General features: G+C 64.5%; 11 protein-coding genes. 3 read left to right on the top strand and 8 right to left on the bottom strand.

The window, feature by feature from the left end; genetic code table 11:
* Positions 1–57: 57 nt before the first annotated feature.
* A complete protein-coding gene (locus PNAP_RS05065; protein WP_041376536.1) occupies positions 58–1050 on the bottom strand; it encodes a Bug family tripartite tricarboxylate transporter substrate binding protein in 993 nt (330 codons plus the stop codon).
* Between the two features lie 122 nt (positions 1051–1172).
* A complete protein-coding gene (locus PNAP_RS05060; protein ID WP_011800427.1) occupies positions 1173–2261 on the bottom strand; it encodes a tartrate dehydrogenase in 1089 nt (362 codons plus the stop codon).
* Positions 2262–2365: 104 nt separating this feature from the next.
* Between PNAP_RS05060 and PNAP_RS05055 the strand changes: the two genes are divergently transcribed.
* Positions 2366–3301: a LysR family transcriptional regulator gene (locus PNAP_RS05055; RefSeq protein WP_011800426.1), complete on the top strand. Its 936-nt coding sequence runs from the start codon at positions 2366–2368 to the stop codon at positions 3299–3301.
* Between the two features lie 14 nt (positions 3302–3315).
* On the opposite strand, the gene PNAP_RS05050 is transcribed toward PNAP_RS05055, so the two are convergent.
* Positions 3316–4452: an ABC transporter substrate-binding protein gene (locus PNAP_RS05050; protein WP_232290754.1), complete on the bottom strand. Its 1137-nt coding sequence runs from the start codon at positions 4450–4452 to the stop codon at positions 3316–3318.
* Positions 4453–4681: 229 nt separating this feature from the next.
* Complete coding sequence (xdhC, locus tag PNAP_RS05045; RefSeq protein WP_049763742.1) at positions 4682–5527, bottom strand: xanthine dehydrogenase accessory protein XdhC; 846 nt, start codon at positions 5525–5527, stop codon at positions 4682–4684.
* A 181-nt stretch (positions 5528–5708) separates the two neighbouring features.
* On the opposite strand from xdhC, the gene PNAP_RS05040 reads away from it, so the two are divergent.
* Positions 5709–6218 carry a hypothetical protein gene (locus tag PNAP_RS05040; protein ID WP_011800423.1) on the top strand — a complete coding sequence of 170 codons (510 nt, stop codon included), beginning with the start codon at positions 5709–5711 and terminating at the stop codon, positions 6216–6218.
* A gap of 8 nt (positions 6219–6226) precedes the next feature.
* Here PNAP_RS05040 and PNAP_RS05035 read toward each other — a convergent pair whose 3' ends face one another.
* Positions 6227–7252: a tripartite tricarboxylate transporter substrate binding protein gene (locus PNAP_RS05035; protein ID WP_041376535.1), complete on the bottom strand. Its 1026-nt coding sequence runs from the start codon at positions 7250–7252 to the stop codon at positions 6227–6229.
* Between the two features lie 231 nt (positions 7253–7483).
* Between PNAP_RS05035 and PNAP_RS05030 the strand changes: the two genes are divergently transcribed.
* Positions 7484–9781, top strand: coding sequence for an NADP-dependent malic enzyme (locus PNAP_RS05030; protein WP_011800421.1), 2298 nt, complete (start codon positions 7484–7486; stop codon positions 9779–9781).
* Between the two features lie 268 nt (positions 9782–10049).
* Here PNAP_RS05030 and PNAP_RS05025 read toward each other — a convergent pair whose 3' ends face one another.
* The 3 genes from PNAP_RS05025 to PNAP_RS05015 form a co-directional block, all read right to left on the bottom strand.
* On the bottom strand, positions 10050–10445 hold the full coding sequence (locus PNAP_RS05025) for a hypothetical protein (RefSeq protein ID WP_011800420.1): 396 nt from the start codon (positions 10443–10445) through the stop codon (positions 10050–10052).
* A gap of 102 nt (positions 10446–10547) precedes the next feature.
* On the bottom strand, positions 10548–11030 hold the full coding sequence (locus PNAP_RS05020; RefSeq protein WP_011800419.1) for a cyanophycin metabolism-associated DUF1854 family protein: 483 nt from the start codon (positions 11028–11030) through the stop codon (positions 10548–10550).
* 22 nt (positions 11031–11052) lie between these two features.
* Positions 11053–13407, bottom strand: coding sequence for a cyanophycin metabolism-associated ABC transporter (locus tag PNAP_RS05015; RefSeq protein WP_011800418.1), 2355 nt, complete (start codon positions 13405–13407; stop codon positions 11053–11055).

Raw genomic sequence — 13407 nt, 5'->3', positions numbered from 1 at the left:
ATGCAGGTTGCACGCAATAAGTTTCCGTGGCGTCCTGTCTCACGCTCACTCGGCAAGTCATTCGATAATGACCTTGGCATCCTTCACCAGTTTGGCGAAGCGCTCGGTATCGCCCTTGATCTGCGCCGCCATTTGCTCGGGCGTGTTGCCAATCGGTTCGGCGCCGATGTCGGCCATCTTCTTGCGGAACTCCGCCGAATTGATGATTTTCACCATCTCGGTGTTCAGGCGCGTGACGACCTCCCCGGGCGTGGCGCCAGGGGCCAGGATGCCGAACCAGGTGCCGAGATCAAACCCCTTGAGGCCAGCCTCGTCGAGCGTCGGCACCTCAGGCAAGGCCGGCGAACGCTTGATGGTGGTCACGGCCAGCGCCCTGAGCTTGCCGGACTTGATTTGCGGCAGCACCGGCGTGATGGTGTCGAACGACATCGTGATCTGCCCGCCCAGCAGGTCAACGGTCAGCGGGCCGCTGCCCTTGTAGGGAACATGCAGCAGTTGCACGCCGCCCATGCCCTCGAACTGCGCGCCGATCAGGTGCTGGCCGGTGCCGTTGCCGTTGGAGCCATAGGTCAGCTTGCCGGGCTCGGCCCTGGCCAGCGCCAGCAGTTCCTTCACGTTCCTGGCCGGCACGTTCGGATTGACCACCAGCACGTTGGGCACCAGCGCCACGGTGGTGACGGGCGCCAGGTTCTTCTGGAAGTCATAGGGCAGTTTTTTATAGACACTGGTGGCGATGGTGTGGTGCACCGCGCCCATCAGCAGCGTGTGGCCGTCGGGCCTGGCCTTGGCGACGAAATCGGCGCCCAGCGTGGCACCGGCGCCAGGCTTGTTCTCCACGATCACGGGCTGGCCGACCGCCTTGGACAATTCCAGCCCCAGCGCGCGCGCCAGCACATCGGTCGTCCCGCCCGCCGGGAAGGGCACGATCAGGCTGATCGGTTTGCTCGGCCAAGACGGGGCGGCTTGCGCCATGGCGCCGGTTCCGGCCGCGCTCAGCACCAGCGCGGTGATGGAAGGCAGGAATGCAGAAGGAAGGATGGATTTGCGCATGAGTGTCTCCTGAGTTGTACAAGTAAGCGTTGCGACGCGGCAGCTCTTGATGGCGGCTCGTGAGTCAATGGCGGGCAGGCGTCCGCCCGCAGCGGCCAGGGGCGGCTGCGAAGCGGTGCGGATCAGGCCGCCTTGCGTTGCGCCAGGGCGCCGGTGATGCGTTCGCACACCGCCTGCGTCACCTGCTGCGTCGTGGCCTTGCCGCCGAGGTCGCCGGTGTGGAGTAGCGGGTCGGCGGTGACCTGCTCGATGATGGCCATCAGGGTCTGGGCCGCTTCGGCTTCGCCCAGGTGCTCCAGCAGCATCACGCAGCTCCAGAACGTGCCGACCGGGTTGGCCAGGCCCTTGCCCATGATGTCGAAGGCCGAGCCGTGAATCGGTTCGAACATGCTCGGGTAGCGGCGCTCGGGGTCGATGTTGCCGGTGGGCGCAATGCCCAGGCTGCCGGCCAGCGCGGCGGCCAGGTCGCTCAGGATGTCGGCATGCAGGTTGGTGGCCACCAGCGTGTCCAGCGTTGCGGGGCGGTTCACCATGCGCGCGGTGCAGGCATCGACCAGTTCCTTGTCCCAGGTCACGTCGGGGAATTCCTTGGCGATCTCCACGGCGATTTCGTCCCACATCACCATCGCGTGGCGCTGGGCGTTGGATTTGGTGACGACGGTCAGCAGCTTGCGGGGGCGCGATTGCGCCAGCTTGAAGGCAAAGCGCATGATGCGCTCGACGCCGGCGCGCGTCATCATCGACAGGTCGGTCGCCGCCTCGATGGGATGGCCCTGGTGGACGCGGCCACCGACGCCGGAGTATTCACCCTCGGAGTTCTCGCGCACGATGACCCAGTCCAGCTGCTCGGGCGTGCAGCGCTTGAGCGGCCCGTCGATGCCCGGCAGGATGCGGGTCGGGCGCACGTTGGCGTACTGGTCGAAGCCCTGGCAGATCTTCAGGCGCAGGCCCCACAGCGTGATGTGGTCGGGAATATGCGGGTCGCCCGCCGAGCCGAACAAAATCGCGTCCTTGCCGCGCAGTGCGTCCAGGCCGTCCTGCGGCATCATTTCGCCGTGCGCCCGGAACCAGTCGCCGCCCCAGCCGAAATTCTCGAAATCAAATTTAAAGCGGCTGACAGCGCCCAGCGCTTCAAGCACTGCCTGGCCCGCAGGCACCACTTCCTTGCCAATGCCGTCGCCCGGGATGCAGGCAATCTTGTAAGTCTTCATGAGGCTCTCCTGTGAAATCAAAGCTGATAAGAGCCTGAACTTTATCGCTGGAAATATTCATTTTTGGCCTGCAAAGTAATACCATTGTTTGCTTTGAATTAACAATGTCCACCCCTTCTTCAGCCCCGTCCGAGATGGCTTTCTTCAGCATGCTGGCCAGGCTCGGCAGTTTTTCGGCCACGGCGCGCGAACTGGGCATCACCACGCCAGCCGTCAGCAAGCGCCTGAGCCAGATGGAAGCCCGCCTGCGCGTGCAGTTGCTGAACCGGACCACGCGCCGCATCAGCCTCACGCCCGAAGGCGAGACTTACCTGGCGCATGCGCGCCGCATCCTGGCTGACATCGACGACATGGAGCAGATGGTCTCGGGCGCGGCGTCAGCGCCCAAGGGCCTGCTGCGCGTCAATGCCACGCTGGGCTTCGGGCGCAGCCACATCGCACCGCTGATCTCGGAATTCATCAAGCTCCATGCGCAGGTGCAGGTCCAGCTGCAGCTGTCGGTGGACCCACCGCCGCTGGCCGAGGACGCTTTCGATGTTTGCGTGCGCTTTGGCGAGCTGCCTGATACGCGGGTTCTGGCCCGCTACCTGGCGCCCAACCGGCGGCTGCTGTGCGCCACGCCGGCCTACCTGGCCAGCCACGGCACGCCCAGGGTGCCCAACGACCTGGCCCATCACAACTGCATCGGCATCCGCCAGGGCGGCGAAGCCTACGGCACCTGGCGCCTTTCCCAGGGCAAGCGCACGGAAACCGTCAAGGTGCGCGGCAACCTGAGCACCAACGACGGCGAAATTGCGGTGAACTGGGCGCTGGACGGGCACGGCATCCTGATGCGCGCCGAATGGGACATTGCCAAATACCTGCGCAGCGGCCGGCTGCTGCAGGTGCTGGAAAACTACCGCCTGCCACCGGCCGATATCCATGCGGTTTACCCGCAGCGGCACCAAACCTCAGTGCGCGTCAGGGCTTTTGTGGACTTTCTGGCCAGCCATTTTGACCAGCCTTCCATACGGGCCGAGGGCCTGGCAAGCGCCTGGTAAGGCCATGGCCGCTTTTATTGCCGGATGCGCCCCGTGGCAGTGACGATGGTCAGTTCGACAAACTTCGAGCCTGAGCGCATGCCCGGCTTGAAGCCCAGCTTGTAGCCGCCCATGTCCAGGTTGTCGATGCTCTCAAGCGCCGACACGAAGCCCTCGCGCGACACCTTGGGTCCCATGCGCCGCGCCGCCTCCACGATCACGGACCCGGCAATATAGCCTTCCATCATGGCGTAGCTCACAGGCATGCCCAAGTCCGGTGTTTTGGCCGCCGTGTCGATGAATTCCTTGCTCAGAAGCCCTGAAATCTTGTACGGATTCGGCGTGACCTGTGCAATCGCCATGCCTTTCATGTGCTCTTCGCCCAGGCGCTGGGAGATGTGCTCGATGTCTGCGCCGGAATGGGCAAACAATTGGGCCGCGCCTCCATTCATCCGGTATTTTTCAATAAAGTCCGCTGCCGCCGAGCCACTGGATGCAATGATGATCGCCTGCGGCGCGGCCGCGATAAACGCATCGATGACCGCACCGGCCACCTTGGCCGAGTCCGGTTTATAAGACCCCTTGACCAGAAGTTTGACATTCTTCTTCTTCGCCACGTCTTCCATGGCCGCAATCAGCGGTGCCGCACCGGGTCCATCCGGGTAAAACAGTCCCAGGCGCGTGATGCCCACGGTGGCCAGATGCTCGACGATCTTGTTGATTTCGTCACGCAAGGTGGCGCGAACGCTGTAGATCAGCGGCGCCTCTTCCCGAATCTCATTGACGCGGTAACCAACCAGGGCGATTTTCTCTTTTCCAAGCAGGCCCGAGCCGGCCAGATCAGCCATGCTGCGGTCGCCAAAATAACCCGCCAGCACCAGGGGGCGGCTCTCGCTCAGCAGCAGCCGGGTGGCCGCCAGGGTGTCGTCAGACCGGCCGCCATCGTCCTTGCTCACCAGGCTGAAGGTGTTGCCATTCACCCCGCCCGCCGTGTTGGCCTTGTTCAGGGCCAGCCGGATACCGATTGAATAAGCTCGCCCCTGACGCGCCTCCATACCGCTCAAGGGTGCAACCTGCCCCACGACAATCGGGGCAGCGCCCGCCGACAGCGCGGCAGCCATGACGCCGCCAACGGCCAGGGTGCGCATCAGGGAGGAAAAAGCTTTTTTCATTAAATCGGTCTCTGTTGTTTTAAAAAATGATCGCCATCAACCGTTTCCCAGGCGTTCATGCCCCCCGGGGAAGCTGCCATCCCTTGAGAGTCAACACACCCAAAACCACGCGTTCAGCAACTGGAAAATTGGGCCATGAATAGCGGCTGAATCCATGCGTACTTTTACCTACAAATGTTACTGTTTCCATGATGGGACAACAGGCGCGGACGGATATCGCGGCACGCGCTCAAGACGGGCCGAGGGTTTGCAACAGCTGGGCGGCCACCGCCACGGCAATCACCTCGGGCTCCTTGCCGCTGATGCCCGCAATGCCGATGGGACAGGTGACGTGCGCCAGTTCGGCAGGACTGAAGCCGCGCGCCTCCAGGCGGCGCTGGAACGTAGCCCATTTGGTCTTGCTGCCAATCAGACCGACATACGGCAAATCGGCTTGTTCGCGCTGGCGCCTGAGGCAGGCCGCAACCACCTCCAGGTCTTCGGCATGGCTGAAGCTCATGATGAGCACGCGCGATTGCGGCGCCAGGCCGGCAACGGCCCCCTGGACCGGCTCGGAATGCTCGCACACCACGCGCTCGGGCACGCTGGCCGGAAACACTTGCTCGCGGCTGTCGATCCAGGTGGTGCAAAACGGCAGGGGCGCGAGCACCTGCACCAGCGCATGGCCCACATGGCCGCCGCCGAAAAGCGCCACCGGCGCCAGATCGCCGCCCAGCCGCACGGCCAGCGACGGACTATCGCCTGCGACGACGAGTTCGAAGCGCAGGTGCATCACGCCGCCGCAGCACTGGCCGAGCGCCGGGCCGAGCGCAAAACGCCCGTCGCTTGCCGGCTGCGCGGCCTGCTGCGCTGCCGGCCTGGCGCCCAGCATGGCGCGTGCCCTGGCAATCGCCTGGTATTCAAGATGGCCGCCGCCAATCGTGCCCACCACGGCATCGTCAAAAACAGCCATCCAGACTCCGGCCTCGCGCGGCACCGATCCCTGGGTCGATGTGACCTGCACCAGCACGGCCGGCTGGCGCGCCAGCCGGCCAAGAAAATGCGAAGTGAAGCGGCTGGCGCTGGTAAAAATCATGGGCATTTGCATACACAATAAATGGCGTGAATGGCGCAATAGTGAGCAAAATAATCGATGCTGGCAAAAGAGAACCAAGCCATCGCCAACCGCAGCATGACACATGCCACACCGGGCCTTGGGCGTGCCTTGCCCCATGCCGTCCATCGGCCCCAACGCGATCAACCACGGGAGACACGCCATGCCTGACACCCAGCCCCGCCGCTTCTGGCTGCTGAGAATCTTGTCCGCCGCCGCAGCGGCGGTGATCAGCGCCTGCAAGACAGTCCCCTTTCCTTTTTCAGCGCCTCCAGCGCCCGACGCCACCGGCATCACAGGGCCTGTCGCCGTTGGCAAGGGCTCGGCGCGCAGTTCATCGGCCGCTTCGCCGCGCGCTTACCGGCAGGACGGTGCGACGCATCTGTATGGCCTGAATGCCGACCGCATCTACAAGGGAAGAATGCCGCCCCAGCTCTACGCTGTCGGCGTGCTGAATGTGGACATCGACCGCAATGGCCGCGTCACCCGCCTGGACTGGCTGCGCGCGCCGCGCCACGCGCCTGAAGTGATGGCCGAGATCGAGCGGACCATCCGGCAGGCGTCGCCGTTTCCCGCGCCCACGCGCCTGGGCAAGGTGGTGTACACCGACACCTGGCTGTGGCACAAAAGCGGCAAATTCCAGCTCGACACGCTGACGGAAGGGCAGGATTGAGCCGAAGGCTATTCAATCTTCAGGTTCTGGGTTTTCACGACGTTGCGCCAGGCGCGGTAATCGGCCTCGATGAAGTGGCCGAGCAGCGCGGGCGAGCCCGGTGCAGCTTCCACGGCGTCCGCCTTGAAGCGGGCCAGCACCTCGGGCAGGGCCACGACCTTGTTGATGGCCGCATTCAGGCGGTTGACGATGGCCGCGGGCGTGCCGGCGGGCGCCATCAGGGCAAAGTAGTTCACCACATCAATCCCCGCCAGGCCGGCTTCAAGCATGCTGGGCACGTCAGGCAGGGCGCTGGAGCGTTTGGCGCTGGTCACCGCCAGCGGCTTGATGCTGCCACTCCTGATGAATGGCAGCAAGGCCGGAATGGTGCCGGTGACCAGCTGGATCTGCCCGCCGATCATGTCCATGGTCGCGGGCGCCACGCCCCGGTAAGGGATGTGCGTGATGAAGGTGCCGGTGCGCGCCTTCAGCAGCTCCAGCACCAGGTGGTTCACGCCGCCGGCGCCGGCCGAGCCGTAATTGAGCACGCCGGGTTTTTGCCGGGCCAGCGTGATCAGCTCCTTCATGCTGTTGACCGGCAGCGAGGTGTTGGCCGCCCAGACCAGCGGCCCGGTGGCAATCATGCCGACCGGCGTGAACTGGCGCAGCGGATCGTAGTGGGCGCCGGGCACCGATGCCGCCACGGTGGTGAAGGGCGATGCCGCCAGCAGCAGGGTATAGCCGTCGGCCGGCGCCTGCGCCACGTATTGCGTGCCAATGGCTCCAGAGGCGCCTGCGCGGTTGTCCACGACAAACGTCGCGTTCATGACCTCGCCGAGCTTTTGCGCCACCAGCCGCGCCATCGCATCGGTCCCCGCTCCGGGGGCGAAAGGCACGACGATCCTGACGGCCCGCTCCGGGTAAGCGGAATAAGCGGCTGGATTCGTGGACGGCCCTTGCGCCATCGCGGCCGGCATCGCCAGGCTGGCGCCAGCGCCTGCAAACAGCGCCAGGGCCTGGCGGCGGCTCAGGGCGCGCTTTGAATGGTCGTTCATGGTGGAGCAAAAAAGTGGCGAATCAGCGATTGTCATGTTGACGCATGACTGCGCCATGACAGGACGGCACGGCTTGCAGCCCCTCTGCCGCGACGGGACAACCGCCTGAACCAGCGTGTCCCCGAGCCGGTTTAAACTGAAAAACCGGCAATCGCCGGGCATAAAAACCACTGCATCTGCAGTAACCTTTACCTTTAGCCCTACGCAATCAACAACCAGTCTGGAGACGACATGGACAAATCCCTTTCCCCGGCCGAAGTGGCCCTGCGCGAAGCCGCGCGCGACTACCACCGCCTGCCCACGCGCGGCAAGATTTCGGTCAATGCCACCAAGCCCCTGTCCAACCAGCGCGACCTGTCGCTGGCCTATTCGCCGGGCGTGGCCTACCCGTGCCTGGACATCCAGGCCGACCCGTCGCTGGCCCACGACTTCACCTCGCGCGGCAACCTGGTCGGCGTGATCACCAACGGCACCGCCGTGCTGGGCCTGGGCAACATCGGCCCGCTGGCCTCCAAGCCGGTGATGGAAGGCAAGGGCTGCCTGTTCAAGAAGTTCGCCGGCATCGACGTGTTCGACATCGAGCTGGCCGAGAACGACCCCGACAAGCTGGTCGAGATCATTGCAGCCATGGAGCCGACGCTGGGCGGCGTCAACCTGGAAGACATCAAGGCGCCCGAGTGCTTCTACATCGAGAAAAAGCTGCGTGAGCGCATGAACATCCCGGTGTTCCACGATGACCAGCACGGCACCGCCATCATCTCGTCGGCTGCGCTGCTCAACGGGCTGGAGCTGGTCGGCAAGAACATCGAGGACGTTCGCGTCGCCGTCTCGGGCGCGGGTGCCGCCGCCCTCGCCTGCCTGGACGTGATGGTCGGCCTGGGCGTGCGGCGCCAGAACATCTTCGTCTGCGACTCCAAGGGCGTGATCTACGAAGGCCGGCCCGGCGGCTTCGACGAATCCAAGGCCAGGTACGCGCAAAACGGCAATGAACGCACGCTGGCCGACGCGGTCAACGGCGCCGACGTGTTCCTCGGCTGCTCGGCGCCCGGCGTCTTGAGCCAGGACATGGTCATCACCATGGCCGACAGCCCGATCATTCTGGCGCTGGCCAACCCCGAGCCCGAAATCCGGCCCGAGCTGGCTAAGGCCGTGCGGCCCGACTGCATCATCGCCACCGGCCGCTCGGACTACCCGAACCAGGTCAACAACGTCCTCTGTTTCCCCTACATCTTCCGCGGCGCGCTCGACTGCGGCGCGACCAAGATCACCGAGGAAATGAAGCTCGCCTGCGTGCGCGAAATCGCCAACCTGGCCAAGGCCGACATCAGCGAGGAAGTCGCTAGAGCCTACGCCGGCCAGGAACTGTCCTTCGGCCCCGACTACCTGATCCCGACGCCGTTCGACTCGCGGCTGATTCTGCGCATCGCCCCGGCCGTGGCCAAGGCCGCCGCTGCGTCCGGCGTGGCGAGCCGCCCCATCGAGGACATGGAAGCCTACCGCCAGAGCCTGAGCCGCTTTGTCTATTCAACCGGCATGCTGATGCGCCCGGTGTTCGGCGCCGCCCGCGCATCGACGGCCAAGCGCGTGGCCTATGCCGAAGGCGAAGACGAGCGCGTGCTGCGCGCCGCGCAACTGGTGCTTGACGACGGCATTGCCACCCCCATCCTGATCGGCCGCCCGGCGGTGATCGAGGCCCGCATCCTCAAGGCCGGCCTGCGCATGCGCCTGGGCAATGACGTGGAATGCGTCAACCCCGAGGACGATTCGCGCTTTCGCCAGTACTGGGAAACCTACCACCGCCTGCTCGGCCGCGAAGGCGTGAGCCCCGAAGCGGCCAAGGCCGCCGTGCGCCGCTCGACCACGACGATTGCCGCGCTGATGGTCAAGCTGGGCGACGCCGACGCGATGCTGTGCGGGCTGCACGGACGCTTCGACGTGCACCTGGACCATGTGCGCGACATCATCGGCCTGAAGGAAGGCGCGCCCGGCTTCGCCACGGTGAATGCGCTGATGCTGCCCAAGCACACGCTGTTCATCGCCGACACCTTCGTCAACGAAGACCCGAGCGCCGAGCAGCTCGCCAGCATCGCGCTGATGGCGGCCGCCGAAGTGCGCCGCTTCGGCCTGCCGCCCAAGGTGGCCTTTTTGTCGCATTCCAACTACGGCTCGTCCAAACGCGCATCGGCACTCAAGATGCGCCGGGCGCGCGAGCTGTTCGCGCAGATGGCGCCAGACATCGAATGCGACGGCGAAATGCACGGCGACTCGGCCCTGTCCGAGACCATCCGCCGCAACTCGCTGATGGACACCACGCTCACGGGCGAAGCCAACATCCTGATCTGCCCGAACCTGGACGCGGCGAACATCCTGTTCAACGTGCTGAAAGTCACCGGCGGCGAAGGCGTGACCGTGGGGCCGATTTTGCTGGGCGCAGCGGCCACGGTGCATATCCTGACGCCCTCGGCCACGGTGCGCCGGGTGCTGAACATGACGGCGCTGGCCGTGGCCAACGCGGGCACGGAGCGCTGATAACTCGCCCTTGCGTTGCCGGCTTCTGACTTGCTCCTTCCCCCGCTGGGGGAAGGCCGGGATGGGGGCCGCACCCGAACCCGTCTCTTTCACCCGGACCTGAGTGCTCAGGTTGCGGGTTTGAGCATGTTTTGAGCCTCTTGCGCAATAGCAGCCTGCGCAGGCTGCTATTGATTTTGTAGCCTCTTGCTTGCCTGCCCAGGTGTTGCGCAACAGTACTTCACGCTCTACATCGCCGGTGCCAGCCGTATCGCTGATGAAGCGGGCCTCATTCGGTTTTCAGTTCAACGGCGATTCCGTACATGACGATGGCTTGTGTACGAGGAATCCTGTTTTCCGTGGAGGGCTGGCAGTTGACGACGATTTTTTCGTTACCTTGCCAGGAATAGGCTATGGGCTGAGCGCAGTAACCCGCAAAGAAAACATAGCCGGAATCCGGGTTGCGAATGGACTTGTTGAAAGACAGCGAGAGCGTGGTTCCATAGGGCGCGTGCTCTTTGCCATCCTGAAATGAGCGAAATTCAAAGATCGTTTTTCTTCCATCAGGCGATGATTGCTGCGATATTTGCGAATAATTCAGGCCATCGAATAAATAGCCGGCTGCCTGAAACAGAATGAACGCGCCAATGATGGCCCAAGGCAACCTGGAAACAGACATGTTCATTCAGCCACCGGACGGCTGCGTAACGACGGTTATGGCGGACTTCATTGCTATTAATTCAATAGCTTCTTACGCCTTTCCAGCATGCGCTAAAGCCATATTTCATCATAAAAACCGCTCCAGCAGCCGGCGCGAGGGCCGGTCCAGCGCCGTCATGTCGGCAATGCGGTACTGCACGCCCTCGCTGCTGGCGATCAGGAGCGCGCTGCCCTTGAGGCGGCGGATGTCTTCCTCGCCCTTGAGCACGAAGGCTGTGTTGCCCCGGTCGGTTTCCACCGTCCACAGGCTGGGCGTGCCGAAGGACGACACGCTGACCAGCCGCCGGATTTCGGGAACGAAGTCGCGCAGCGCCAGTTCCTCCTGCAGCAAGAGCCGAACGTCAGGCGGCAGGGCCGACAGCTGTTCGATCCAGGCCAGTTCATGGCCCTCCAGGCTGACGAGCGAAATGCCCTCTTCGGGCGCGGCCAGCGGAAAGGCCCGCACCGGCATGACGCCGTCGTGCTGTTCGCCGTGGGCGTCGGTGAAACGCAGGCGGCCCGAAGCCTGGCGCTTGAGCTGGAATTCAGGGGTGAAAGTGAAATTCGTCATGCTCTGTCCTTGGGTCGCGGGGTCACGAATTGCCGGCCTGCTGCGGCGCATGCTGGGCGGTGTGTTCCAGGTGCGAAGTCGCCACGGCGACCAGGCTTTCTGCCGTTTCTGCCGTTTCCGTGTCATCGCTTTCGCTGTCCACCTGCCGCAGTTGGGCCTCGTACAGCCGCCAGTAGTGGCCCTGCCTGGCCATCAGCTCCTCGTGCGGGCCGACTTCCACGACCTGCCCCCGGTCCATCACCACCAGCCGGTCGGCCTTGCGCAACGTTGATAACCGGTGCGCAATCGCAATCGTCGTGCGGCCCTGCACCAGGTTGTCCAGCGCCTTCTGGATTTCCTTTTCGGTCTCGGTATCGACCGACGAGGTGGCCTCGTCCAGAATCAAAATGCGCGGGTCGATCAGCAAGGCGCGCGCAATCGAGATGCGCTGGCGCTCGCCGCCCGACAGCCCCTGGCCGCGCTCGCCGACCAGCGAGTCGTAGGCCTGCGGCAGGCGCAGGATGAATTCATGCGCATGGGCGGCGCGCGCGGCGGCGACGATCTCGGCGCGCGTGGCGCCGGGCTTGCCGTAGGCGATGTTCTCGGCAATCGTGCCGAAGAACAGAAAAGGCTCCTGCAGCACCAGGCCGATGTGGCGCCGGTAGTCGGCCACGGCAAAGCGCCGGATGTCGGTGCCATCGACCTGGATGCTGCCGTCGCTCACGTCATAGAAGCGGCACAGCAGGTTGACCAGCGTGCTTTTGCCCGATCCGCTGTGGCCGACCAGGCCGATCATCTCGCCGGGCTGAATCTGCAAATCGAGCCCGCGAATCACCGAGCGGTTGCCGTAGCGAAAGCCCAGGCCCTTCATCTCGATGCGGCCCTGCAGGGCTTCGATCTTCACCGGCTGCGCGGGTTCGGGGACGTTGGAGACATGGTCGAGGATGTCGAAAATCCGCTTGGCGCCAGCCGCCGCCTTTTGCGTGACCGAGACAATCCGGCTCATCGAATCGAGCCGGCCGTAAAACCGGCCGATGTAGGCGATGAAGGCGGTCAGCACGCCGACCGTGATCTGCTGCTTCGACATCAGCCAGATGCCGAACGCCCAGACCACCAGCAGGCCGATTTCGGTCAGCAGCGACACCGTGGGCGTGAACAGCGACCAGACCTTGTTGAGCTTGTCATTGACCGCCAGGTTGTGCTGGTTGACGACGCGAAAGCGCTGCGCCTCGCGTTTTTCCTGCGCGAACGCCTTGACCACGCGGATGCCGGGGATGGTGTCGGCCAGCACGTTCGTCACGTCCGACCAGACGCGGTCGATTTTCTCGAAGCCGGTGCGCAGCTTGTCGCGCACCACGTGGATCATCCAGCCGATGAAGGGCAGCGGCACGAGCGTCGCCAGCGCCAGATACGGGTTGATCGAAAACAGGATCACGGCGGTCATTCCGATCATCAGCACGTCGGTGGCGAAATCGAGCGCGTGCAGCGACAAAAACACGCAGATGCGGTCGGTCTCGGAGCCGATGCGCGACATCAGGTCGCCCGTGCGCTTGGCGCCAAAATAGTCCAGCGACAGCTCCAGCAGATGGTCGAAGGTGGCGGTTCGCAAATCGGCGCCGATGCGCTCGGACACCAGCGCCAGCAGGTAGGTGCGCGCCCAGTTCAGCGCCCAGCCCAGCAGCGCCGCGCCCAGCAGCGCGCCCAGAATCAGCCCGACCTTGCCGGGCTCGATTTGCTGGCCGTTCTGGAACGGGATCAGGATGTCGTCCATCAGCGGAATCGTCAGGTAGGGCGGCACCAGGGTCGCGGCGGTCGAGGCCAGCGTCAGCAAAAAGCCCGACAGCAACTGCCAGCGGTAGGGCCGGGCAAAGCGCCACAGCCGCAGCAGCACCCAGGTCGAGGGCGGCGTGTGGACTTCGCGGGTGCAGGCCGGGCATTCGTCGCTATCGGGCGGCAGCGGCGCCTCGCATTCCGGGCACAGGGGCGCCTCGGCGCCGGCCCGGCCTTGCGCCTGCTGCCCGAACAGCCGCACCAGGCGCAGCGCCTGCACATTCGCGCCCAGGGTAAAACGCCAGCTGGCCAGGCGGCGGGACGACTCGCCGTGGCTATCATGCAGTTCCAGGGTTCCGACGCCGGCATGGTCGAAATGGCGCAGTTCGAGCTGCTGGGCGGGCTGGCCGGCGGCGCCGAGAAGCCAGTCTGACCAGGCACCATCGGCATTTTGGGCCAGCAGGCGGCGATTTGTCAGGGCCAGCAGGCCGGGCGCAAAGCGAAGTTGCGGGTCCAGGTCAACCGGCAGCGTACACAAGACGTTCTCTTCGGTTGCCAGTTGTGAGCGAAGCCCTGCGAGTGCGGGGTCGCCAGGACTGGATTTGTCCTGAAGGTGCTGATGTTGCAT

Source organism: Polaromonas naphthalenivorans CJ2 (genome assembly GCF_000015505.1).
In the GTDB taxonomy this organism is placed as follows: domain Bacteria; phylum Pseudomonadota; class Gammaproteobacteria; order Burkholderiales; family Burkholderiaceae_C; genus Polaromonas; species Polaromonas naphthalenivorans.
This window is presented reverse-complemented; position numbering and strand designations above follow the sequence as displayed.

Excerpts from the sequence above, each read along its gene's own strand:
- PNAP_RS05065 (WP_041376536.1), bottom strand. The coding sequence starts at position 1,050 with ATGCGCAAATCCATCCTTCCTTCTGCATTCCTGCCTTCCATCACCGCG.
- PNAP_RS05060 (WP_011800427.1), bottom strand. The coding sequence starts at position 2,261 with ATGAAGACTTACAAGATTGCCTGCATCCCGGGCGACGGCATTGGCAAG.
- PNAP_RS05055 (WP_011800426.1), top strand. The coding sequence starts at position 2,366 with ATGTCCACCCCTTCTTCAGCCCCGTCCGAGATGGCTTTCTTCAGCATG.
- PNAP_RS05050 (WP_232290754.1), bottom strand. The coding sequence starts at position 4,452 with ATGAAAAAAGCTTTTTCCTCCCTGATGCGCACCCTGGCCGTTGGCGGC.
- xdhC (WP_049763742.1), bottom strand. The coding sequence starts at position 5,527 with ATGATTTTTACCAGCGCCAGCCGCTTCACTTCGCATTTTCTTGGCCGG.
- PNAP_RS05040 (WP_011800423.1), top strand. The coding sequence starts at position 5,709 with ATGCCTGACACCCAGCCCCGCCGCTTCTGGCTGCTGAGAATCTTGTCC.
- PNAP_RS05035 (WP_041376535.1), bottom strand. The coding sequence starts at position 7,252 with ATGAACGACCATTCAAAGCGCGCCCTGAGCCGCCGCCAGGCCCTGGCG.
- PNAP_RS05030 (WP_011800421.1), top strand. The coding sequence starts at position 7,484 with ATGGACAAATCCCTTTCCCCGGCCGAAGTGGCCCTGCGCGAAGCCGCG.
- PNAP_RS05025 (WP_011800420.1), bottom strand. The coding sequence starts at position 10,445 with ATGAACATGTCTGTTTCCAGGTTGCCTTGGGCCATCATTGGCGCGTTC.
- PNAP_RS05020 (WP_011800419.1), bottom strand. The coding sequence starts at position 11,030 with ATGACGAATTTCACTTTCACCCCTGAATTCCAGCTCAAGCGCCAGGCT.
- PNAP_RS05015 (WP_011800418.1), bottom strand. The coding sequence starts at position 13,407 with ATGCAACATCAGCACCTTCAGGACAAATCCAGTCCTGGCGACCCCGCA.